This is a genomic window from Polaribacter sejongensis, assembly GCF_038024065.1.
Taxonomy (GTDB): Bacteria; Bacteroidota; Bacteroidia; order Flavobacteriales; family Flavobacteriaceae; genus Polaribacter; species Polaribacter sejongensis.
The window spans coordinates 4,272,988-4,298,541 of sequence record NZ_CP150667.1; the positions used below are offsets into that span (position 1 = coordinate 4,272,988).

Genomic DNA, 25,554 nt, shown 5'->3' on the forward strand with positions numbered 1-25,554 from the left:
AATTAGTTATTTATATTCGGATTAGTCTGTAATTCTTGTATAGGAATAGGGAAATAGTTATGATTTTCCGCATTGTAGTTAGTAGCACTTAACGCAAAATCGGGTCTAATTCTACCAGGTATGTATAATGGAGCAGTATCAAATGAAAGGTCAGTGTTTTCCAGTCTCCAAACTTCGTCTGCTCTTAACTCTGTAAATACTTCTTTTACAATACCCCATCTTACTAAATCTTTCCATCTATGACCTTCAAAACACAATTCTACTGCGCGTTCTACGCGTTGTAGGTGAGTTAATACTGTTTGTGCATTGGCTTGTACCATTGGGTGTGCTCCATGTACTTGCTTACTAACATGTAATTGTGGGAATTTACCGCCATTATCGTCCATGTATTTTTGAAGTGTTATTACTCCAGCTCTAGCTCTAACCATATCTATATACTCTATGGCTGTTGCATAATCATCACTTGCTCCAAGTACAGCTTCTGCATACATTAATAAAACGTCTGCATATCTAATATGTCTAAAATTAATACCAGATCTGCGGTTAGCAGGTTCTGATGGTAAATGATACCAATTAGAGTGTTTTTTTACATAAGCACTTTGTCCAAATCCAAAACCTTTTACATCAGCAAAATCCAAACCATAATATTTTCCTTCCATAAATCTAACTGCAATCGTAGCATTCATTCTTGTAGATTCTATGTTCCCATTATTGATAGAATTATTTGGGTCCACTTCATCATAAACCAACATTTCTTGTAAGTTATAAGAAGCTAATAAAGTATTAAAACCTCCATATTGTATTGATCCAACTTCTGATGCAATTGAAGAAGATTCAGCACTAGTTTGCCAAGGAGTATCATCAACAGCACCTCCATTTACACCAGGAGCTAAGTCGAAAGAATAATTTACTTCAAAAATAGATTCTGAATTAAATTCATTTTCATGCTGAAAGTTGTCTGAAATATCTTTGGTTAAACTATATACTTTAGAATCTATAACTTGTTTAAATAAACCAGCAGCTGTTGGCCACTCTTTATTGTATAAATGTACCTTTCCTAACAGTGATGTTGCAGCACCCCAAGTTGCTCTTCCCATATCGTTACTTTCCCATGATTGTGGTAAATTATTCATTGCAAATTCTAAATCTGGAAGTATTATTGCGGCATTAATTTCTGCAATAGTAGAAAAAGGTTTAGAAAGTTCTTCTTTAGTTTCTGCTACTTTATCGTGAATTACACCTCCACCATAAGTATGTGCTAATTGAAAGTAAAAGAAGGCTCTTAAAAATTTTGCTTGCGCTTCAATTTCTGCTTTTGAGTTACCTGTAAAAAGACTAGCATCTGCATCTTGTATATTTTGAATAACTTGATTTGCTCTAAAGATACCTACATAAAGTTCGTTCCATTTATCCGTTACATGATAAATACCATCGTTATAGGTTAAGTTTCTAAAAAGATTTGGTCTGTACCAAGATTCTGTACCACCAATATCTCCCATAACCATTTCGTATATTAGTTCTCCTCCACTAATGCTTTGAAACTGTAATGCACCATAAACAGTGGTTAATGCACTGTTGTATTGTCTTTCAGATTTCCAGAAAGTATCTGTAGTAATTGCATTTGGATTAACTTCTGTTAAAAAACTATCTTCATCACATGCTACGAAGAATAACGAGCATACAAGAGCAAATAGTAATGTATTATTTTTTATTAATTTCATGATTTTTATTTTTTAAAAGCTTAATTGAAGACCTAACATGAATTGACGAGTAACTGGGTAGTTCCCTCTATCTACACCTCTTGTAAAGATTCCATCTCCACCAACTTCTGGGTCATACCCTGAGTAATTTGTAAACGTAAATGGATTCGTTGAAGTTAAATACACTCTAGCTTTATCAATACCAATATCTTCTATACCAGGAATAGTGTATCCAAGTGTTAAAGTTCTAATTCTTAAATACGTTCCGTCTTCTAAGAAATAATTAGAAGCAGCTCTTACATTATTATGAAATGCACTTCGTCTAAAAGTTGGAACATCTGATGTTGGATTTTGTGGAGACCACATGTTATATAAATCTGTATGTCTTCCTTGAGTATAGGCGTACAATTTAGACCCATTATATACTTCTGCGCCATGAGAATAAAAAGCTTGTACAAAGAAATCGAAACCTTTATAATCTAAGTTTAACCCTAAACCGGCTTCAAACTCAGCTTGTCCAGAACCAGAGTAAACACGGTCATTATCGTTAACAGCACCATCGTTATTAGTATCTTTATACATCATATCTCCTAATTGAGGCGTACCTGTAGCTGATACGTCAAGCAAATTATAGGCATCTAATTGTTCTTGTGTTTTTATAACACCATCGTTTTGCAATAAAAAGAATGATCCTGCTTCATAGCCTTTCGCTAAAAAAGTAGTGTAATCTATATTTTCGCCTAAAGAGGCTGTAGGTCTACCATTGGCATAACCTCTATCTATACCGTTTAAATCCGTTACTTCATTTATATTTTTAGTAAAAGTACCTGAAATACTATATTTTAAGTCATCTCCAATTCGATCTTTGTAACTTAAAGAAAGTTCTAGTCCTTTATTAACCATGTCACCAGCGTTAATTTGCTTAACATCATAAACTCCTGAAGCTCGTGTATGGTAAGTACCAGAAGATGCAGGAAGGCGCTCTTGTAAAAGCATATCTTTTTTGTCATTTTGATATACATCTGCAGTAATGTTTAGTTTATTCCTAAACATAGATAAATCTACACCAATATTTTTAGAAATAGTAGTTTCCCATTTAATATTAGGATCTACATAACGACGCTGAATAGAACCAAAATTTAATTCTTCATTAGGACCAAACGGATAATTTATACCAGATTCAATAATTGCTGTAAACTGATAAGGTGCAATACCTTGGTTACCAACTTCTGCCCAACTTCCTCTTAATTTAAGATTGCTAATTGCATCTACGTTAAACCAATTTTCTTCACTAACATTCCAACCAGCAGAAAATCCGAAGAAATTACCATATCTATTATTTTCCGAAAATTTTGAAGACGCATCTCGTCTATAACTAGCAGATAATAAATATTTTTCATCATAATTGTATTGAGCTCTTACTAATTTTCCAGCCAAAGTACTTGTTTGGTTGTTACTAGTAGGCTTTATTCCTTCTGCACCAGAACCTAAAGTTTGAAGGCTGTTACTAGCATCTTTACTATATATGACACCAACTCCCAAATTTCTCTGTTTAAATCTTTCGTAAGAAATTACACCTAATAAATTAAGATTGTGTTTTCCGAAGTTTGTAGAATAATTAAGAATGTTTTCAATAGATTCTCTTTTAGAAAATATATAATCCTCATTTAGCAAGGCTTGTTCAGTTGAAGCAGTTGCATTAAGTGTTCCATCTCTAGCGTATGCTAAATATTGAGGACGGAAGAATTTTCTATAATAGTTATATTCATTTGAACCTAAATTTAGTTTGTACTTTAAACCTTTTGCAATTTCATACTCTAAATTAAGTGCAATATTGCTAGACTTTGTTTCTCTTTCGTCTATATTTTCTAATTGACGAGATAGGTAACCGTAAAATATTTCATTCTCCACATCTAGTGTAACACTATTTTCGCCAATGGATGGAATATCACTTAAAGGTCTGCTCCAAGGAGATTGACCAATACTATATTCGTAAAGAGCATAAGGTTCTTGTGTTCTATTTTCAATAGTATAACCAAGAGTTGCAAAGGCTTTAAATTTACCCTTGGTAAATTGCCCAGTTAATCTATTAGCTAACCTATTAAAACCAGAATTAATTAGAACACCATCTTGTTTAAAGTAATTGGTATTAAAGTTTAAGGTTAAGTTCTCTACACCACCAGAAATATTTAAACTAACATTTTGAATAACAGCATTATCATTTTGAACGTCTTCTACAAAATTCGTATCAAAATCTAAAGCATTTGCGTTAATAAAAAAAGTTTGTGGTTGAGATCCTAACTGTTCTGTAGCTATCTCTAAACTATACAGTTGTTGAGCTGTATTCATTAAAGGGGTTCCAGAAGTAATGCTTTGGATACCTGTATAGGTTGAGAGGTCAATTTTCATTTTACCTGCTTTTCCTTTTTTTGTAGTAATTAAAATAACTCCGTTAGAAGCTCTTGTACCATAAATTGAAGCAGCAGCTCCATCTTTTAAAATATCTAAAGATTCAATTTGATCTGGAGAAATGTTTGGGTTCCCTTCATAAGGAATACCATCTACAACATATAATGGTCCAGCTGCACCAGAGGAAACAGATCCTAAACCTCTAATTTGTACGTTTGCAGCTTCTCCTGGTCTACCACTTGATGCTTGTATGTTTACACCTGCTACCTTACCTTGTATTGCTGCACCTAAATCGGCTACTGGAGATCTACTAATTTCTTCAGCCCCAACGTTAACAACAGCTCCTGTAACTTCTTTCTTCTTTTGTGTACCGTAACCAACAACAACAATTTCATCTAACAAAGAAGCGTCAGAAAGTAATGTTACATTAATAGTGGTTTTACCAGTTTTAATTATTACTTCTTTTGTTTTGTACCCTAAATAACTAAAAACTAAAATGTCTCCCAACTTAGCTTTTAATTCATAAGTTCCATCCATTTCAGTACTTTGTCCATTGCTAGACCCTTTTACAATTACACTAGCTCCAGGTAAAGAATCTCCATCTGCACTTACTGTTCCTTTTATAGTAACATTTTGTGCTTGGATAAAACCAAAACTAAGCAGAAGTAATGCTGTTAATAGCATTTTTCTGTAATTGCATTTTTGCAAATTTAATTTCATTTTTTTATCGATTTTTGAATTATCATACCCAAATATTGTGTTTTTCTTACAAAACACCAATTTAAGGTACTTGACAAAAACTGAACAGGTTAAATTTTTAATTTTTTGTTAAAATTAACAGTTCCTTAAGAGTCTTTTTTTTATTTTTTGTTAAAATTATTTTAAGGACTTGTTTTTCTTATTTTTTGTTTAGATTAAGTAATAATTATATTTTTAAAAACAGGTCTTTGTGTTGTTATTTGTCTGTTTTGTAGTGATTTATGTTTTTTTTAATCCTTTTTTATAAAGATGTTTTTTTTGATAAAATAAGTGTGTTCAATTATGAACTTGACATGTCAAGTTGTAATTTTCTAATGGAACAGCTATTAAAAGGAGATTTATTTTTAGTCACTGTTTTGTCAGAAACGATACTTAAAAAAGTTAAATAAGAATAGAATAAAGGTAATTTAGTTGTTTGATTTGGGTACTTTTTTATCTTTTTACCTTAAAAACAAATTTAAAAGTTGAATTATAAATATCATTTTTTTATGATTTTAAGTTATAGTAAGATAAAATTCTGTTCTTATTTTAATTTAAAATAGGTCTAAATATAATTTTATTTATAATAGATAAAGTTTCAATTTATTTTTAAGTTTAATGGCAATTTAAAAACTACGTTATTTAATTTTTTATAGTATAACGTTCTCTTTTATTAAAATAAAAAAGGTGTAAAGCATAGAGAATCTTTTATGTTATAAAATTTTATCATTTTTTATATTAAAAAGATCAGGTTATAATAATTGTTAAAAGTGTGTCTCTAAATACGTTTTACTTTAAAAAGGATAAAAAAATCTATAAAGAGTTTTTTTTTTGAGTAAAAGAAACTTTTTTTTTAGAATTGTTTAGTTTATGTCAAGACGATAAGTTACCAATAAAAAGAGTAATACTGTAATTTTAGAGCTTATTAACTAAAATACATTTAACATGAAAAAAATTACTTTATTATTACTTTTTATGAGTTCGCTAGCATTTTCTCAAAGAGTAGAACCTACCTTTAGTTGGGCAAACAAAGCAGATTATCAAGTTAACGGAGAAGAAGCAGTAACGTTTTCGCCTGGACAAGAAATTAATTTTTCTATAACGCATACGCTTGGGGCCACAAATGGCGTTGATGATACACAAAGTTTTGTCCTTTTTGGAGTTCAAGATGAAGCTGTAGCTAATTTAGATCATATAGATGGTGTATGGGCTAATAAAAGTATAGGTGATTCAGATCCTTCTTATTTTGTATACGCTATGACAGGTACTTATACAATTCCTGCAGATGCAACGTTAAGTTCTGCTAATGCAGATTTAACTTACAGAGTATTGTCTTATTTAGCATATACACCAGATGGAGGTACTGTTATTTATGGAGGTGATGGCGCAAGTGACACTCCATTAGTTTATATAAGGAGTGCCGCAGAAATAACAGCTTTGTCTACAACAGATTTTACAAAAGAAACAGCTTTAATAATGTATCCTAATCCTGTAAAAAACACAATATTTTTAAAAGGACAAAATTTGCCTGAAACATATAAAATTACAAATACTCTTGGAAAAATTGTTAAACAAGGAAATTTTGAAGGAAGTATTGATGCTTCAGCTTTAAGTACAGGAATGTACTTTTTAGTTTATGATAATAAAACTTACACAAAGTTCTTGAAAAATAAGAGCTCTTAAAATTAATCTTTTTAATCAATTGGATTTAAGATTAAATTCAATTGATTTTTATTTACAATAAATTTATGAAAAATAGAACACTACTTACTTTAATTTCTTTTTTCTTCCTTTTTTCTTGTTCTAAAAAAGAAGTAAAGAAAGATTTTATAGAAGATTTAATTTCAAAAATGACACTTCAAGAAAAAGCAGGTCAATTAAATTTAATTCCAACAACAGGTTTTAATAAAACTGATTCAGTTCACCTTTGGATTAAAAAAGGATTGGTTGGTCATGTACAAAAATCGATAGGAGTTAAAAATAATTATGAACTGCAAAAAATTGCAGTAGAAAACTCAAGATTGGGTATTCCGTTGCTGTTTCAAGAAGATATAATTCATGGTTATAAAACCATAGCACCAGTTCCTTTAGCAGAAGCATCTAGTTGGGATTTGGCAGCAATTAGAAAATCGGCAGCGATTGCAGCAAGAGAAGCATCATCCGCAGGAATCCATTTAACATTTGCGCCAATGGTAGATATTGCAAGAGATCCTAGATGGGGAAGAATTTTAGAAGGAGCAGGAGAAGATGTTTATTTAGGAAGTTTAATTGCTGCAGCTAGAGTAAAAGGATTTCAAGAATCTAATAAAGAAAATAGCAATATTCTAGCAACCGTAAAACATTTTGTTGGTTATGGAGCTTCTTTAGCTGGTAGAGATTATAATATTTTAGATTTTTCAGAAAGAGAGTTAAGAGAGACCCATTTACCTCCTTTTAAAGCAGCAATTGATGCTGGTGTATCTAGTGTAATGACCGCATATTCTGCTTATGATGGAGTGCCTTTAGTAGCAAATAATTTTTTATTGAAAGATGTTTTAAGAGATGAACTAAAATTTAAAGGTTTAGTAATGACAGATTGGGAAACGGTTGGTAATTTAGTGAAAACAGGAATTGCGAAAAATGATACCATTGCTACAAAAATGTCTTTATTAGCAGGGAATGATATCGATATGTCTACTAAAAAATATGTGAATTTACTTCCAGAAATGGTGAGAAAAGGAATTATTTCTGAAGCTGTTTTAGATAATTCGGTAAGAAACGTATTGTTGTTAAAACAAAAAGCGGGTCTTTTTAAAGATCCTTATGCGTATTTTAATGAAGAACGAGAAGCTAAAGAGCTTTTATCCGAAGAAAACATACAAGCAACAAAAGAGATGGCTGTAAAAAGTATGGTGCTTTTAAAAAATAAGAATAACGTTTTACCACTTTTAAAGAAGAAACAAAGAATTGCAATTATTGGTCCTTTTGCAAAAGCACAAAAAGATTTATTAGGTTGGTGGTCTAGTCAAGGTAACCCAAATGATGTTGTTTCTATTTTTGCTGGAATTAAAAAGAGAGTTCCACAAACCTCAACTATTTCTTATGCTCAAGGTTGTATTGTAGAAGATTTTGAAATAAAAGGAGTAGAAATGATTGCTGACGCTGTAAGAGCTGCTAATAATGCGGATGTTATAGTATTAGCCTTAGGAGAAAAAGAATGGATGAGTGGAGAAGGAGGAGGTACAGCATCTTTGCTTTTACCAGGAGCGCAACAACAATTATTAGATGCAGTTGCAAAAACAGGAAAACCAATTATTACCTTAATTGTTTCTGGAAGACCTTATGTTTTAACAGATGTTGTAAAAAAATCTACCGCTGTTTTACAAGTTTGGATGCCAGGAACTACAGGTGGTACAGCAGTTGCTGAAATTTTGTTTGGAGATTATAATCCTTCAGGGAAATTAACGGTTACTTTTCCTTTTCATCAGGGGCAAGTTCCTATTTATTATAATTATAAGAAAACCAGTCATTCTTTTAATGCAGGACCTAAGAATAATAGATATACAACAACTCATAGAGATATTACTTCTGATCCATTATTCCCTTTTGGTTTTGGATTAAGTTACAATAGTTATTCTTACAAAAATTTAAAGCTTGATAAAACTACAATGAATAAAAATGATAGTATAAAAGTTTCTGTTGATGTTACTAATAAAGGAAAATACAACGGAAGAGAAATTGTACAATTATATATTCATGATAAAGTTTGTTCGGTAACAAGACCAGTAAAAGAATTAAAAGACTTCTTAAGTTTAGAACTTAAACCAAATGAAACGAAAACGGCTACTTTTTATATTACCTCAGATAAATTAAGGTTTATAGGTCTTGATTATAAAACAACAATTGAAGAAGGAGCGTTTGAAGTTTTTGTTGGTAAGAATTCTTCTGATACTTCTAAACTAGACTTTTGGTTAGAATAAAGGTTTAAATTATGTAAAGGTAAAAAGTCTCAACTTATAGAATAAGTTGAGACTTTTAAATTTAGCATCCTTAATACATTAAAACCCAGTTCCTAGCGCTTCCATACTTGCAGCTTGCTTGTATAAGAACATCTTCTTTATCACCACCATTATCTTCCATGTCAGCAATACTAGTTTGTAATTATAGAGACATTCCTATTAAGAAGAATAATCCCCGAAAAAGTAATTTGTTTTTAATTTTGTTGTTTTAGTTAATAATTGAGTTATTTTTTTTCATAGCAATTATTAAACAGAATTGTATCTATTTATTTTTTTATAAATTTTCCTGTTTTGTTATTGTTTTTTAAGTAGTAGATTCCAGGAGCAAGATTATTAATATCAATTCTACCAGAATTGTCTGATTTTAATTTTAAAACTTCTCTTCCTTGAATATCAATTATTTTAAAAAAAGTATTACTTAAATCAGGATTCACAAATAAATGGGTGTTTGCAGGGTTTGGATATAAAAGGAAGCCATTTTTGTTAATATCAATAACATTTAAAGAGCCTTCTACAATATTTATATTAAGTGCTTGCAGGGTTATATGTTTGTCTCCATCACTTGAGTAAAAAGTTATCCATAACCAATAGAAATCTCCACTTGGTAAATCTGCAGTTGGTATTGCGTTTTCTAAAGAAATAGTTGCTGTAGAGGTTCCTGATTCAGTATCTAATGCAGAAGCATCTACTACTAAATAATCATTTTGAGGAACCCAACCAGCATTTAGGTGTCTTAACCAATATTTAATTCCACCATATTCTTTAGCAATAACTTTATGGCCAGAGCCTGCATGGTAATTTGTGGTTATCACTAAATCACCTCCAGTACTAAATGCAGTTGTTGTGTATTTGGATGCATCATCAAAAGTTAAAGAAGCAGTTACGCTTTCTGTAACTGTAATTATTGATGTATCGGTTTTGGCTCCATCTGTTGTAGTTGCTGTTATTGTAACAGTACCACTTGCAACACCGGTAACCTGTCCGTTTGAATTAACAGTTGCAATAACATCGTTAGAACTAGACCAAGTTATTGTTAAATCGTCTGCATTTGCTGGAGTAATTTCTGATGTAAGTGTTATTTTTTGTCCACCAACTATATCCGCAGTTTCTGGAGTTATTGTTATAGATGCAATATTAATTCCATACCAAGCAACTACATTTATAGTAGCAGAACCAGAAATGGTATTTGCAGGAATAGAAGTTGCCGTAATTGTAACTGTACCTTCCAGTACTCCTGTTACATTACCTTCATTATCTACAGTTGCAATTGTTTCATCACTAGAAGACCAAGTAACATCTTGACTTGCATTTACTGGTAAGAAAGCTAATGATAAACCTTCATCTTCACCAACTCTTACTTCTAATGGGTTAGGTGTTATTGTAATATCTGTTGGATCTACAGTATTAGTATCTATTATTTTATTAACGCCTTCATCAAGAATGGTTAACATTTCACCATCTCTCCATCTTACTTCTACTTTAACAATATGATTTTCTTGTCCTAAGCCAAAATGCGCAATGTTTAATAAACTTTGCGAATGTGCTTCACCAGCAGAACCAACTCTTCTTTTAAATGTTTTATTATCTGTAGTTACCGTAATTTCTGCACCTAATGGATCTACATTAGAATTTGGAGCATAACCAACATTTACAGTTACATAATTGTTGCTATTAGACATATTATTTTTATACATATGCCAAAGACCATATTCATCATCACCATTTAGAATGTCTAACTTTCCATCTTGATTATAATCAAAAGCTTGCCCCATATCTCCATGACTAGAAGCACCTCTGTTATTTGCAGTATGAGAAGTTGTAATTTCAAATTTACCTTGTCCTGTATTTAGTAACATGTAATCTGAAACTCTATTTGTTAAATACCCAAACCGATACACATATAAGTCTTCAAAACTATCATTATTAAAATCTCCTTTAGTTACACCCCAATGATTTCCTCCCTTAGGGATATTCCAAGCATCAGAAACATTGGTATAAGTCTGATTGTTATTCATTAATAGTACATCTTGGTAGTTTCTGTTGTTTGGTATCCAACCAGTTGGTGTAAATTCTGTTACATCATCAATTCTAGCATGAATAGACCAAAATATATCTGCATTACGAACAAATTCCATTTTCCAAACACCATTTCCTGTATGACCAATGTAGAAACCGTTTTCCGTTCTTGCAGTTGGCCAACCATCTGCAGCAGCTTGTGTTATTTCTAAAGTAGTTGTTTTATCCGCTATGGTGTTTTCTTGCTTTGCGCTTCCTAGAAACACAGGATAACCGTCCGCATAAGCATTTCTCGTTACAAATTCGAAACCAGAAAGTGTAATTGAGTTGTCTGCTTTCAATTCAAAAGGTAAAGTTCCTTGGCTACCAGATACTCTCATATCTAACCTTTTTATTTGTGGTAAAAAGTCGGTAGCATTATTATCTGCAATTCCAAAATAGCCTTGCCCTTTCGCTAAATATAAATCTAAATCTCCATCATTATCTATGTCAATATCTGTCATAGATGTAATAGAATAACTACCAACTAAATCGGCTGGGAACCATGCTGTAGAAACATCCGTAAATGTGAAATCTCCATTTCCTTTCCAAATTGATAGTGGAGAGAAAATTACAATATCATCTATATGATCATTATCTAAATCTGTCAATAAAATTCTTTCTCCATTTGCATCTTCAACACCTGCAACATTTATAGTTTCAAAAGTTCCATCGCCTTTGTTTCTATAGAAAATGTGTTGTTCCCCATTATCCCCATTTATTCCTTCAGCATTTATAAGTACTAAATCTAAGTCTCCATCAGAATCTAAATCTGCCCATCTAGGAGAACGACCTCTTGCTCCTTTTGTAATTCCTACAGCTGCATCACTTCTTTCTAAAGTACCATTATTGTTTTTGTAGAACACAGGAGGGGTAGGAGCGGATCCATTTCCACCACCTAAGGTGATCAGTAAATCTAAGTCTCCATCATTATCGTAGTCTGCAGCTGCAGAACCATGTAAATCCATTAATGTCCAAAGAGATAAATCTGTAGCGTTTTTTGTAAATGTTCCGTCACCATCATTCCAATACAATTTACTTGGTGAATCATTATGGTTATTTAAGATTAAATCATAATCACCATCATTATCCATATCTGCAATTGTTGGACCTGCGTATTTTAAACTTGGTTCATCTATAATTCCTGCAGCAGCAGTTTCATCTGAATATTCAGGAATTACTACATTAGAAACATCTGTTAAACTAAAACTATCTATTATTAAATCACTTCCTGTAGCTGCTAACTTTAATTCTGTTGCACCTGTTACAGAAAATTTTACAATACTATTTAAAGAAAAAGTGCCAGATCCTGAAACATCTATATTATCAGCAATAATTTTACCATCTGCATATAAAGAGAAATTTGCATAACTAGTAGCTGAGGTTAATTGAACGTCTAATCTTTTATATAAGCTACCAGAAACTATATAATTTGTTGTGATAGGAGTTAATGTTTGCAAAGTTGCAGGAACTGTTAAAATATCTGCAACAACAGGAGTTACTGTTGATGTTGGAGTCATTGCTATTTCATCTACAAAATAAACATCGTCAGCACCAACTGTACCTTCGTTAAAATGAATTCTTATATTAGATATCCATCCTCCAGCATTATTTATTACTGCGTCTGTATCATTACCAGAGAAATCAAACTCTACTTCTGTCCAAGTATTTAATGTTGTTGAAAAACTTTTAGTAATTTCAAAATGATTTACATTTCCATTTCCTAAATGTAAAGTGATATCAAAATCTGTTTGATTTTGAGAATATACCATGAATTTAAAAAACTTATTTGCAGATAAAGCAAACCCTGTTTTTGTGGTATTTCCATTAAAAGCAAGCTGTAATGAGTTGTTTTTATTTGAACTAGCAGTTTCTGTATACTTAACAGAGTTCATTGTTGTATTAATGCCAGTGTTTTTAGGATTAACGACTAAAGAAATTAAAGGTACGTTTGGGTCTGTAAGCCATTCTGCTGTAGCGTCACAATCTGGTTTAGGATTATTAATATCATCAGTTTCAAAATCTGAAATTGATGTTTGTGCGATTAGACTTGATGTAAATGCAACAATAATTATAAGTAGTAATTTTTTCATAAAAAGTATTTTGATGCGGTAAAATACTTTTTTATTGAAATATCTTTACGGTTGTGAACTTGACAATAACTTAGTGTACTTTAAATCAGATTAATAATAAACTTGACAAAAACTTGACAAGCATACTGAACATTATGTGTTGTACTTAGTTTTATTTCATTTTTCAACAAAAATTAAAAAGTCAGTAATAACTTATTGTTTTTTTAAAACAATAAGTTACCTTTAGCTTGATAAAAGTAATTTTTGACTAAACCTTTTTTACATTTTATATTGATTTTATGAATTTTAAGCCACTTTTTTTTCTTTTAATAAGTATTGTTTTTCTAATTCAATCTATTGATTTTTATGCGCAAGAAAAATCAAATAAAGCTGAAGAAATATATAATAAAGCATTTAGTTTAAAGAATTCTAATCCAGATAGTTCTGTTGTTTTGTTCGAGAAAAGTTACTCGCTTTATTTACAATCTAAAGATACCTTAAATGCTATACAAGCATTATTTCAAGAAGGTTTTGTTTTTGAAACGAGTGCTAAATATGCCAAGTCATATGATGTACTTTGGAAAGCATTATTGTTAATGGATAATATTGAAAATAATGGAGTAAAATCTGTTATTTATCATCGGTTAGGAAGGGTTTATAGTTATTATAAAAGAGAAGATAAAGCAATTGAGTTTTTAACAAAGGCATTAGGGTTACAGAAAAAAATGTTAGATTCTCGTGGTCTTAAAAACAAAGCAAGGTTAGTTTCATATTATTATTCTATTGCAGCTACCTACAGAGAGTTGAATAAGCCAGATTTAGCAAAAAAATATTTAGACTCAAGTTATCTCTATTATAGAGCAAAAGAATCTTTGACACCAAAATCTTATTTAGATTTTGAAAAAGCAATTCTGCTTACTAAAGAGCACAAAGAAAAAGAAGCTCTTAAGATAATGGAAGACATCTACCCTTGGTTTAATACGAATACACCATCTTATATGGTGCTTGTTTATAAGTATTGGGGAGATGCTTATAAGGGTTTAGGTGACGTTGATAAAAGCGAAAAATACTATTTAAAAGCATTAAAGGTTTCAGAAGAATATAAAAGTCATATAGATTTTACACCTTTAGTATATGAGAAATTATCCGACGTATATTTATTAAAAAATAATTATCAAAAAGCTTTTAAAAACTTAAAAAAAGCTAAAGAGCTAGATCGTATTTTTTTTGATAGTAGAAGTAAGGAAAATCAGTCTTTATTAGAAATAAAAGATGATTACAGGTTAGAGAAAGAAAGACAAGAAAAAATAATTAAAGAACAGTATCTTAAGCAGTTAGAGCAAGAGGATCAAATCATTAAGCTGCAAAGAATTATTCTTATCGGTTCTTTAATATTCTTACTTGTATTAGGTTTCTTCTTTTTTAAACATTTAAGAGCAAAACATCATGCAGAAAAAGAATTAATAAGAAAAACAAAAGAATTAGAAATAGAAAAAACAAAAGAACTTCTCGCCTTAAAAAATAAAGAACTAGCTACTTCTGCATTACAATTGATAGAGAAAGATGAGTTCTTAAAAGAATTGAAAACTAGAGTAAGGGAAGGTGGAGATAAAGTAAAGATTCATGAAATAAATAAAGTTTTAAGGTCTGTCTCTGTCAATAATAATAAAAATTGGGATGATTTTAAGATGCGTTTTATAGATGTAAATAAAGAATTCTATGATATTATTTTTGCTAAATTCCCTAAATTAAGTCAAGGAGATCAAAAAATTTGCGCTTTAATTAAATTAAACTTCTCTAGTAAAGATATGGCAAGATTACTAGGTATTTCTGTAGAATCAGTGCATACAGTAAGACATAGAATACGTAAAAAAATGAACTTAGAAAGAAATGTTAATTTAGAAGAATACATTAATTCTCTATAGAATATAGGCTTTTACCAAACTGAACAACTTGACAATTACATTTAGTAAAGTTTTTGTCAAGTCTCTTTTCATTTATTTCCAAACTGTTTCATATACTTTTAACCTAAGAATAATTTTCTTGGGTTGAATTCGTATTTGTAAAAATCAAATTCATTTTAAAGAAGATTATTCTCTTAACAAAAGATAATAATTTAAAATTCAATAAGATGAAAGCAACACAATATGAAGGTAATAAAACCTTTAGTGTTATAGACAAGGAAATCGCAGCTCCAGAACAAGGTGAAGTAAGAATTAAAGTAGCTTATGTTGGTGTTTGTGGTACAGATGTACATATCTATCATGGAATGATGGATAAACGTGTAAATACACCAGAAACTATTGGACATGAAATGTCTGGAGTTATAGATGCAGTGGGAGAAGGTGTAAGTGGTTTTTCAGTTGGAGAAAAAGTAGTTGTTCGTCCGTTAGATGACAGAAAAGTAAAAGCATCAGACAAAGGTTTTAATCACATCTGTGAGGAATTAAAATTTATTGGAATTGATAGCCCAGGAGCAATGCAACAATATTGGAATGTTCCTGCATTTACACTTCACAAGTTAAAAGATACTACCGATTTAAAATTAGCAGCATTAATAGAACCTTTATCGGTAGCTACTCATGATGTTCGCTTAAGCGGATTAGTAAAAGGAGAAACTGCAGTTGTTTTAGGTGGTGGTCCAATAGGATTATTAGTAGCTATGGTTGCCAAAGAAGTTGGAGCAAACGTAATTATTTCTGAAGTAAACCCAAAACGTATTGCCAAAGCAAAAGAATTAGGTTTTGATGCTGTAAGTCCAATAGATATTGATTTAGTGGAATATGTAAGAGAAAAAACTGACGGACGTTTAGCAGATGTTGTTTTTGAAGTTGCAGGAGTTCAACCCGCATTAGATGTAATGACTGAAGTTGCAGGTATTAGAGGTAGAATTTTGATGGTTGCAATTCATGGTGAGAAAAAACCGATTGATTTATTTAAATTTTTCTGGAAAGAATTAAAATTAATTGGAGCAAGAGTTTATGAAAAAGAAGATTATGAAAAATCGATCCAATTAATCACTGCAAATGAGTTGCCTTTCATCGATATGATTACTGATGTGCAGCCTTTAAGTAACATTCAACAAGTTTTTGAAAACATAGACAATAATCCTGACGGAATGAAAGTACTAATGGATTGTAGTTTATAACCTTAAGAAATAATAAAAACAAAAGAAAACATATAATGAAAGAATTATTTAATTTATCAGGTAAAGTCGCTCTTGTAACGGGAGGAACTCACGGAATTGGAATGGCTTGTGGGAAAGCTTTGGCTAAAGCAGGTGCTAAACTGTGTGTTAACGATATTGATGATGAAAAACTAGAATCTTGTAAAGCAGAATACGCTAAAGAAGGTATTGATGTTTTTACAATTAACTTCAATGTTTGTAGTGAAGAAGGTGTAGATAAAGGAATTAGTCAAATTGAAGCAGAAGTAGGTCCTATAGATATTCTTGTTAATAATGCAGGGATTATCAAGCGTATTCCAATTTTAGATATGCCAATTTCTGATTTTGAGCAAGTACTTAATGTAGATTTAGTTGCGCCTTTAATTATGGCGAAGCGTGTTGCTCCAGGAATGATTGAGCGTAGAGAAGGTAAAATTATAAACATGTGTTCTATGATGAGCGTTTATGGTCGTCAAAATGTATCAGCATATGCAGCAGCAAAAGGTGGTTTAAAATTATTGACTGCTAATATGTGTTGTGAATGGGCAAAATATGGCGTTCAAATAAACGGAATTGGGCCTGGTTATATAGCAACTGCTCAAACTGAACCGATTCGTATTGACGGTCACCCATTTAACGATTTGGTAATGACACGTACACCTGCAAACAGATGGGGAGAACCAGAAGATGTAGGTAATGCTTCATTATTCTTAGCTTCTAAAGCAGCAGATTTTGTTAATGGACAAGTTTTATATGTTGATGGAGGAATCCTTGCAAACTTTGGTTATGTAAAAGGAGAGAATGAAATTTAATATTTAATAAAACGGGTTTTTATAAATGCTGTAAAAACCCGTTTATTTTTTATTCCATAAAACAATGTAATGAGTACAAAAATAGCAAAGATAGAAACCAAATTATTTAAAGTTCCTTTAGCAGAAGTACTTTCTGATGCTAAACATGGAGACCATTTTCATTTTGAATTAGTAACCGTTACAGTTACTTTAGAAGATGGTAGTGAAGGAACTGGTTATACATATACTGGAGGTAAAGGTGGTCGTGCTATAAAAGCAATGGTAGAATACGATTTTACAGAAGCGCTAATTGGTAAAGATGGTGATGATATTGAAAGTATTTACGATTTTTTAGAATGGCACATTCATTATGTAGGTCGTGGCGGAATTGCTTCTTTCGCAATTTCTGCAATAGATATTGCTTTGTGGGATATCCGTTGTAAAAAACTTAATCAACCTTTATGGAAAGTTGCAGGTGGAACAAATAATACTTGTAAAGCATATTGTGGTGGAATTGATTTAATGTTTCCATTAGAGAAATTACTAGGAAACATGAAAACTTATTTAGCAAATGGTTTTAATGCAGTAAAAATTAAAATTGGTAGAGAAAATTTACAAGAAGATTTAGATCGTATAAAAGCAGTAAGAGAATTTATTGGTCCAGATGTTACTTTTATGGTAGATGCTAATTATTCTATGAGTGTAGAAAAAGCAATTAAAGCAATTGAAGGTTTTAAAAAATATAATATTACTTGGTTTGAGGAGCCTACAATTCCTGATAACTACAAAGGATATGCAGAGATCGTTAATGCAACAGGTTTTCCTTTAGCAATGGGAGAAAACTTACATACTATTCATGAATTTGAATATGCTATAGAGCAATCTAAACTAGCATTTGTACAACCAGACGCATCCAATTGTGGAGGTGTTACAGGTTGGTTAGCTGCAGCAAAATTAGCAGACAAAAATAACATACCTGCTTGTTCTCATGGAATGCAAGAATTGCACGTAAGTTTAGTTTCTTCTCAGTCCAATGCAGGTTGGTTAGAAGTACATAGTTTTCCTATTGATGAATATACAATGATACCTTTAGTGGTAGAAAATTATAGAGCTGTAGCACCTAATACACCAGGGGTTGGAGTAGAATTTAATTGGGACAAACTAGCTCCTTATAAGCAAAATTAATAGCATTAAATAAAATATATTAATGAGTACTGCAGTATCAATATTTGGAACTTTTAAAGAGCAAGAGGTAAATCTATTTTGTTTAAAAAACGCTAATGGGGTTGAAGTTAAAATAACCAATTACGGAGCTACAATTACTTCTATAATTACACCAGATAAGTCTGGTAAGCTAGAAGATATTGTTTGTGGTTTTAACAACTTTGAGAGTTATTTTTTAGAGGAATATAAAACAAACGCTCCATATTTTGGAAGTACTGTTGGAAGATATTGTGCACAAATTAAAGATTCTAAATTTAATCTAAACGGATTAACTTATCAATTGGCGACTAATTGTGGTAACAATAATTTACATGGAGGTGTTGAAGGTTTTGATAAAAAAATATGGGATGCTAAAATTGTAGACAATAATAATGAAGCAAGTGTTGAGATGTTTTTAGTTAGTGCAAATCTTGAAGAAGGATTTCCAGGTAATGTAATTATTAAAGTGGTTTTTACTTTAACAAATGCAAATGAACTTTGTATAGAATATAATGCAGTTCCTGATGAAGATACTCCTTTAGCAATAACGAATCATACATATTTTAATTTATCAGGTTTTAATAAATCAATAGAAAATCATGAGGCTACAATTTTGGCAAACAAAAAGTTAGCAATGGATGAAACAGGTTCAGCTCTAGATAAAATTGTACATCTAGATAATGAAGTTGATGATTTAAGAAGCCCTAAAAAAATTAAGGAAATACATAAAAAAATGAATGATGGGTTTGCTCATTATTACATTTTTAATAAGAGTGATTTTCAATTAAAAAAAGTAGCTAAATTTTTATGTGAAGAAAGTGGTAGATCGTTAGAAATATCAACAACAGAACCTGGTGTACTATTTTATACAGGAACGTATACTTCAGGCAAATTAGAAAGAGAAAATGGTCAGAAATTTGGAAAATATAGCGGTTTTTGTTTTGAAACACAGAGATATCCAAATGGTCCAAATATTAAAAATTCACCAAAATCGATAACAAAAAAAGGAGAAGAATATAAAAGTGCAACTGTTTATAAGTTTAAATATTAAGAATAAAATTTAAATATGAGTATCGAAATAACAGACGAGCAGCAAGATTTCTTAGGAATTACTAATAAAGGTAAGTTAAGCGCAGCAAGTAAAAGAGCTTTAAAATGGCCAACAGATTTGGGTAAAGATTGGTTTTTTGATTATCAGATTGAAGATTTGAAAGGTGATTTAGCTTATGAAGAAGGAGTGGTAAGAAGAGATCCTAGTGCTATTATAAAGTTTGAAGGAAAATATTTTGTTTGGTACAGCAGAAGTATTGGGCCAACTCAAGGATTTGGAGGAAACATTGCTGAAGACAAAGTTTTTCCTTGGGATAGATGTGATATTTGGTACGCAACTTCTTATGATGGTATTACCTGGAAAGAAGAAGGTTTAGCTGTAGAAAGAGGTGAATCTGGAACTTATGATAATCGTTCTGTTTTTACACCAGAAGTTATGGAGCATGAAGGTATGTTTTATTTATCATATCAAACTATAACAGGAGATTATACAGTTCGTATAAAAAATGAAGTTGGTTTGGCTTGGTCAAATAAACCTTATGGTCCTTGGCAAAAAAGTGAGGAACCAATCTTAAAACCTGCTGATAATGGTGTTTGGAAAGGTGAAACTCAAAATAGATTTGCAGTAGAGAAAAAAGGAGATTTTGATAGTCATAAAGTACATGACCCTTGTATTATACCTTTTAAAGGTAAATTCTATTTGTATTACAAAGGAGAACAAATGGGTGAAGCTATCACATTTGGAGGAAGACAAATAAGACATGGAGTTGCTATTGCTGATAACCCAAAAGGACCTTATGTGAAATCGGAATACAATCCTATTTCAAATAGCGGACATGAAATTTGTGTTTGGAAATATAATGACGGAATTGCATCTTTAATTACTACAGATGGACCAGAAAAAAACACAGTTCAATGGTCTCCAGATGGCATTAATTTTGAAATTAAAAGTGTTATAAAAGGAGCTCCTCATGCAATAGGTTTAAACAGATCTGTAAATCAAGAAGTTCATCCTACTCATATTTTACGTTGGGGTTTAACACATAAATATATGAATGATGATTATCAATATATCCAAAGGTTTACAACTTGGGAAATGACACATCATACTGCAAAAGGAGAAAAAATAACATAGTAAAAAACGAATTAACTAAAACTAAAAATATGTCAACTAAAAAATTCTTTGTAATAAAAATTGCAGCAATTGTTGCTTTGGGTGGGTTTTTATTAGGTTTTGATGCTTCAGTAATTTCTGGAGTCGTAAAATTTATTGAACCAGAATTCAATTTAACAAAACTTCAATTAGGTTGGGCAGTAAGTTCAATTACTTTAACAGCAGCAGTTGGAATGCTAATTGCTGGCCCAATGAGTGATAAACATGGACGAAGAAGAATTTTAAAATTTGCAGCCATATTATTTACAATTTCTGCTGTGGGTTCTGCCTTAGCAGGGAATTTCTTTTGGTTAATTATTTTTAGAATGATTGGTGGTTTTGCTGTTGGTGCAGCATTAATTATAGCACCAATGTATATTGCTGAAGTTGCGCCTCCAGAAAAAAGAGGTCAATTAGTTTCTTTCAATCAACTAAACATTGTATTGGGTATTTCTATAGCATTTTTTACAAACTATTTAATTCTTAAATGGGGAAACTCTGATGCAGAATGGACTAAAACGTTAGGTTTTGATAAATGGAATTGGAGATGGATGTTAGGTTTAGAAGCTGTTCCTGCAATTTTTTATTACTTAGGGTTAAATTTGGTACCCAAAAGTCCAAGGTGGTTAATGACTCAAAATGAGAAAGAAGAGGCTTTAACAATCATGAAAAAGGTGGTTTCTGAAGAAGAAGCAGTTTTACAAATGAATGCAGTGGAACAAAATATTCATGAAGATAAGAATAAAGTAAAATCTAAGGTTAGTGATTTGTTTAAAAAATCAATGCGTAAAGTAATTATCATAGGAATAATTGTTGGTGTTTTTCAACAAATAGTTGGTATTAATGCTGTTTTGTTTTATGCCCCAATGATTTTTGAACAAACGGGTATTGGAACAAACGCTTCATTTATTCAGGCTGCTTTGGTAGGTGTAACCAACCTAGGTTTTACAATAGTAGCGATGCTAGTTATTGATAAATTTGGAAGAAAACCTTTGTTAATTATTGGAATGGCAGGGATCTCTATTTGTTTATTTTTATTAAGTTATGGATTTAATGATGCTACTTATACGCTTTCACAAGAAGCAATAGCAAATCTTCCAAAAGAAATTAATCATGACCAAATTGTGCAACTTCAAGATAAAGTATTTGAAAACGATCTTGACTTTAAAGCTGCAATAGTTTCAACTTTAGGTGAAGAAAGTGCAAGAATACATGAGTCTACCCTTGTTACAGCTTCTGCCAAAATGAATACGCTTTTAATTCTTATCGGAATTATAGGATTCGTTGGGGCATTTGCAATGTCTATAGGTCCAGTAATGTGGGTGCTATTTTCAGAGTTATTTCCAACTAAGATTAGAGGTATTGCTATTGCATTTGTTGGGTTTATAAATCTTGGTGTTGGCTTTTTAGTTCAATTGTTATTTCCTTGGGAATTAGCGTCGCTGGGTAATGCAGGTACATTTTTACTTTTCGGAATATTTGCAGTGATAGGTTTCGTCTTTATTTGGTTAAAAGTACCTGAAACTAAAGGAAAATCTTTGGAAGAATTAGAAGAAATGTTAGTTAAATAATTATGTATTTAGCTAAAGATTAATAAAATGAAAAATATATCAACTTTACTTATTTGTGTTATAATATTGCTTTCTTGTAAACAAGAAAAGCAACTATTTGTAGGCGTTAATCCAAATGCTTTAAAAGTAGATATAATTGTACCAGAACATGGTATGGCAGATCCTCATGCTTGGGTTAAAAATGATACCGTTTTTATAATTGCTGGTCATGATAAATCCTGGGATGCAAAAAGTGCTTTTCCAATGGATAGATGGGAAATTTGGTCATCCGCAGATTTAGTAAACTGGAATTTTCATAGAAATATCCTTCCAACACAAACATATATTGGCGATCAACCAAATTGTTGGGCAGGTGATATTTGTGAACGAGATGGAAAATATTATTGGTTTTTTTCAAATCGAAATATAGACACTGGTGTTATGGTATCAGATAAAATAGATGGAGAATACAAAGATTTATTAGGAAAACCTTTATTACCAAAAGGAATTGTACCAGTCAATCCATATGACCCAGAAATATATATAGAAAACGATGTCTACACTATTTGTTTTGGAGTGAACACCTATTACATGGCCACATTATCTAAAAATATGAAGTCTTTAGAAAGTAAACCAACTTCTATTTCTGTTATTGATGCAACAGGAAAAGAAATTTCTACAGATGATAAACCAACGTTATTTAAAAGAGGAGATTGGTATTATTTAGTTTATGGGAACAAATATGCAATGTCTAAAAAATTATATGGTCCATACAATTTTAAAGGAGCTTTCTTAGCAGGGGGTCATACAAGTTTTTTTCAATGGAAAGGCCAGCAATGGTATGTGTTACAAGAAAATCATGACATCAGTGCTTTTTATCGCGGAGCAAGTCTAAAACCTGTGTTCTTTAATGAAGATGGAACTGTAATTATCCCTAAGGATGATAGAATGTATCCCGGTCCTGGAAGAAACTGGAAGTTTGAAAACAGTACAATGGGTTGGAAATCATTACAAGGTACAACAGTAAATTTAAAAGAAAAAGGAATACTTACTGGTAATTTATCAGGCAAAAAAGCAATTATAGAAAGTGCGCCTTGGTTATATACAGATACGAGAGTTTGTAATAAAATTTCTTATACAATCAAAAATAATAGTGCTGCAACCGAAATGAAAGTAGCTATCTATTCTAGAAATGAAGATGCCAGTTTTTGGACTTCAGGTACAAAATCAATTGATTGGGAAAAACAAGAATGGATTACAATCCCAATAAAGTCAAATAGTACAGAATATGTAACATACATTATTAACCTTTTAGATTTTAAAGAAGTTAATGCTAGGTTAATGCAAATGGCAGTGCAACCTGCTTGTAATGCAGATAGTGGCACATGGGAAATTAAAAATATTTCTGTATTTTAAAAAATAAAAGAACTGCTCTAATAAAAACGATAAAAAATGAAGAAATTAACTAAAATAAAAACTTCAATGGATATTCTTCAAAAGAATAAATGGCAACTGATTATAGTAATTGGGTTGATTATAAACTTTAACTTCATGAGTTGTAATTCTTCTAAAAGTAATATTTCACAAAATGATTCTACAAATGAAGATGGTATGGTTTTATTTGACTTTGAGAATGAAACTCAAACTCAATTAGTAAAACCTCAAGATGCAACTTTCGAAATTATTTCATCAGGGAAAAGCAATCATTTACAGGTTAACAACGGAAACACCATAAGAGAAACAGGTGTGAAGTTAATGAGTCCTGAAGGCAAACCTTGGGATTTATCAAGTTACTATCAAGTAAAAGCGGATGTTTCTAATGTGGGTGATGAAAAAATGCAAGTAGAACTTTTTGTTGGTAATGATCCTGATGGGTTGTTAAGATGGTATTGTTCAGATTATATCGATTTAAAACCAGGAGAAAGTAAAACAATCACTGTTAATTTAGCTTGGACTCCTTGGATTTTTAAACCACAAATAAAGATTAATGGTTTACGTGGAGTTCCTGGACAGATTAAAGCAGATTTAACGAAAGTTACTGAGCTAACTTTCTGTTCTAGATACAATACAGAACCTAATAATTTTACAATTGATAATGTTAGAGCTGTTGGTAAATATGAAGAAAAAAGCCCTGATGGATTTTTACCTTTCATAGATAAATATGGACAATATAAACATCAAGATTGGAAAAATAAAATTCATTCTGATAAAGAAATTAAAGAATTTGCTAAGGCAGAATTAGCTTATTTAGAAAACGGTAAAGGGCCAAAAGATAGAGCCACTTTTGGAGGTTGGTTAAAAGGACCAAAATTAAAAGCAACAGGTTTTTTTAGAACAGAAAAAGTAGCAGATAAATGGTGGATGGTGGACCCAGAAGGATATTTATTTTGGACAGCAGGTTTAAACTGTGTCGCTTCAAACTCGGTTTTTACAGGTGTTTCTCAACGAGAAAATTATTTTGAATATTTACCAAAAAAAGACGATTCTTCTGCTCAGTTTTATCAAGAAGTAGATTATGCAACCCATGGTTTTTATAAAGATAAGAGACCATATAAAACGTTTAACTTTTATCAGAATAATTTATATAAAAAATATGGTGATGATTGGTTAAAAACATTTCAAGATGTTGCTCATAAAAGAATAAAAGATTGGGGGATGAATACCGTTGGTTTTATGTCTGATATAGGAGTAACAAAACAAAAAAGAACAGCATATGTTGGTTCTATTTGGATAAAAAATACACCAAAAATTGAAGGTTCAGAAGGTTTCTGGGGTAAGTTTCATGATGTTTTTGATCCTAATTTTAGAATAGCTGTTAGAAATTCTGTAGAATCTCAAAAAGAAGGTGCTAACGATCCTTGGTGTTTAGGGTATTTTGTTGATAACGAATTATCTTGGGGACAGTTAGGTTCATTAGCGGTAGGAACTTTAAAAAGTCCAGCAATTCAACCAGCAAAAATTGAATTTATCAACGATTTAAAAAATAAATACAAAAGCGTTTCTGCTTTAAATACTGTATGGAAATCTTCTTATAAATCATGGGACCAAATGTTATCATCAACAGAGACTCCAAATGAGAAATTTGCAAAATCAGATTTAGTTAATTTTTATAAGAGAATTGCAGAAACATATTTTAGAACTATTAATGAAGAGTTAAAATCGGTTGCTCCAAATCAAAACTATTTAGGTTGCCGATTTGCTTGGGCAAATAATGATGTTGTTTTAACAGCTGCGAGTCATTATTTAGATATTATGAGCTTTAATAAATACGAATATAGCATTGCAGATTTTTCGTTACCAAAAGGAGTTGATAAACCAGTTATGATTGGTGAGTTTCAGTTTGGTGCTTTAGATAGAGGAAGTCTACATGTAGGAATTAAAGCTGCAAAAGACCAAACAGAAAGAGGAGAAATGTTTAAAAGTTATATACAAGGAGCATTAAGAAACCCAAATATCGTTGGTGCTCATTGGTTTCAATATATAGATGAACCAAATACTGGACGTTTTGATGGAGAAAACTATAATGTAGGTTTTGTTGATATTACAGACAATCCTCATGAAGATTTTATAGAAAAAGTAAAAGAAACTACCTATTCTATGTATGAATATAGAAAGAATAACAATTTAGAAAACAAGAATTCTAATCAATCATTATCAAAAAAATAAAAA

14 protein-coding genes are annotated in these 25,554 nt (G+C 31.2%); 11 read left to right on the top strand and 3 right to left on the bottom strand.

Annotated features, from left to right (window positions below):
- Positions 1 to 2: 2 nt before the first annotated feature.
- Both WHD08_RS17565 and WHD08_RS17570 read right to left on the bottom strand, forming a co-directional pair.
- The gene (locus tag WHD08_RS17565; RefSeq protein WP_166382842.1) at positions 3 to 1,721 is read right to left on the bottom strand and encodes a RagB/SusD family nutrient uptake outer membrane protein; all 1,719 of its coding nucleotides are present in this window, start codon (positions 1,719 to 1,721) and stop codon (positions 3 to 5) included.
- A 12-nt stretch (positions 1,722 to 1,733) separates the two neighbouring features.
- Positions 1,734 to 4,829, bottom strand: a complete 3,096-nt coding sequence (locus WHD08_RS17570) for a SusC/RagA family TonB-linked outer membrane protein (protein ID WP_208889882.1) — start codon at positions 4,827 to 4,829, stop codon at positions 1,734 to 1,736.
- A gap of 963 nt (positions 4,830 to 5,792) precedes the next feature.
- Here WHD08_RS17570 and WHD08_RS17575 point away from each other — a divergent pair.
- Positions 5,793 to 6,530 (top strand): T9SS type A sorting domain-containing protein, encoded by a 738-nt coding sequence (locus tag WHD08_RS17575; RefSeq protein WP_208889881.1) that lies wholly within the window; start codon positions 5,793 to 5,795, stop codon positions 6,528 to 6,530.
- A gap of 65 nt (positions 6,531 to 6,595) precedes the next feature.
- A complete protein-coding gene (gene bglX / locus WHD08_RS17580; protein WP_208889880.1) occupies positions 6,596 to 8,806 on the top strand; it encodes a beta-glucosidase BglX in 2,211 nt (736 codons plus the stop codon).
- A gap of 305 nt (positions 8,807 to 9,111) precedes the next feature.
- On the opposite strand, the gene WHD08_RS17585 is transcribed toward bglX, so the two are convergent.
- Positions 9,112 to 12,993, bottom strand: a complete 3,882-nt coding sequence (locus WHD08_RS17585) for an Ig-like domain-containing protein (protein ID WP_208889879.1) — start codon at positions 12,991 to 12,993, stop codon at positions 9,112 to 9,114.
- Positions 12,994 to 13,271: 278 nt separating this feature from the next.
- Here WHD08_RS17585 and WHD08_RS17590 point away from each other — a divergent pair, with 278 nt between their 5' ends.
- The 9 genes from WHD08_RS17590 (at position 13,272) to WHD08_RS17630 (ending at position 25,551) form a co-directional block, all read left to right on the top strand.
- A complete protein-coding gene (locus WHD08_RS17590; RefSeq protein ID WP_208889878.1) occupies positions 13,272 to 14,897 on the top strand; it encodes a tetratricopeptide repeat protein in 1,626 nt (541 codons plus the stop codon).
- A gap of 206 nt (positions 14,898 to 15,103) precedes the next feature.
- A complete protein-coding gene (locus tag WHD08_RS17595; RefSeq protein WP_208889877.1) occupies positions 15,104 to 16,120 on the top strand; it encodes a zinc-dependent alcohol dehydrogenase in 1,017 nt (338 codons plus the stop codon).
- 35 nt (positions 16,121 to 16,155) lie between these two features.
- Positions 16,156 to 16,950: a gluconate 5-dehydrogenase gene (locus tag WHD08_RS17600; protein WP_166382878.1), complete on the top strand. Its 795-nt coding sequence runs from the start codon at positions 16,156 to 16,158 to the stop codon at positions 16,948 to 16,950.
- 69 nt (positions 16,951 to 17,019) lie between these two features.
- A complete protein-coding gene (locus tag WHD08_RS17605) occupies positions 17,020 to 18,114 on the top strand; it encodes a mandelate racemase/muconate lactonizing enzyme family protein (protein ID WP_208889876.1) in 1,095 nt (364 codons plus the stop codon).
- 22 nt (positions 18,115 to 18,136) lie between these two features.
- Positions 18,137 to 19,183 carry an aldose epimerase family protein gene (locus tag WHD08_RS17610; RefSeq protein ID WP_208889875.1) on the top strand — a complete coding sequence of 349 codons (1,047 nt, stop codon included), beginning with the start codon at positions 18,137 to 18,139 and terminating at the stop codon, positions 19,181 to 19,183.
- 15 nt (positions 19,184 to 19,198) lie between these two features.
- Positions 19,199 to 20,317: a glycoside hydrolase family 117 protein gene (locus WHD08_RS17615; RefSeq protein ID WP_208889874.1), complete on the top strand. Its 1,119-nt coding sequence runs from the start codon at positions 19,199 to 19,201 to the stop codon at positions 20,315 to 20,317.
- Positions 20,272 to 21,906 (top strand): sugar porter family MFS transporter, encoded by a 1,635-nt coding sequence (locus WHD08_RS17620; RefSeq protein WP_302849287.1) that lies wholly within the window; start codon positions 20,272 to 20,274, stop codon positions 21,904 to 21,906. The genes WHD08_RS17615 and WHD08_RS17620 overlap by 46 nt, the downstream gene beginning before the upstream one ends.
- A gap of 27 nt (positions 21,907 to 21,933) precedes the next feature.
- Positions 21,934 to 23,301 (top strand): family 43 glycosylhydrolase, encoded by a 1,368-nt coding sequence (locus tag WHD08_RS17625; RefSeq protein ID WP_208889872.1) that lies wholly within the window; start codon positions 21,934 to 21,936, stop codon positions 23,299 to 23,301.
- A 36-nt stretch (positions 23,302 to 23,337) separates the two neighbouring features.
- Entirely contained in the window at positions 23,338 to 25,551 is a 2,214-nt protein-coding gene (locus WHD08_RS17630; RefSeq protein ID WP_244183286.1) for a beta-agarase, read from the top strand.
- Positions 25,552 to 25,554 lie beyond the last annotated feature (3 nt).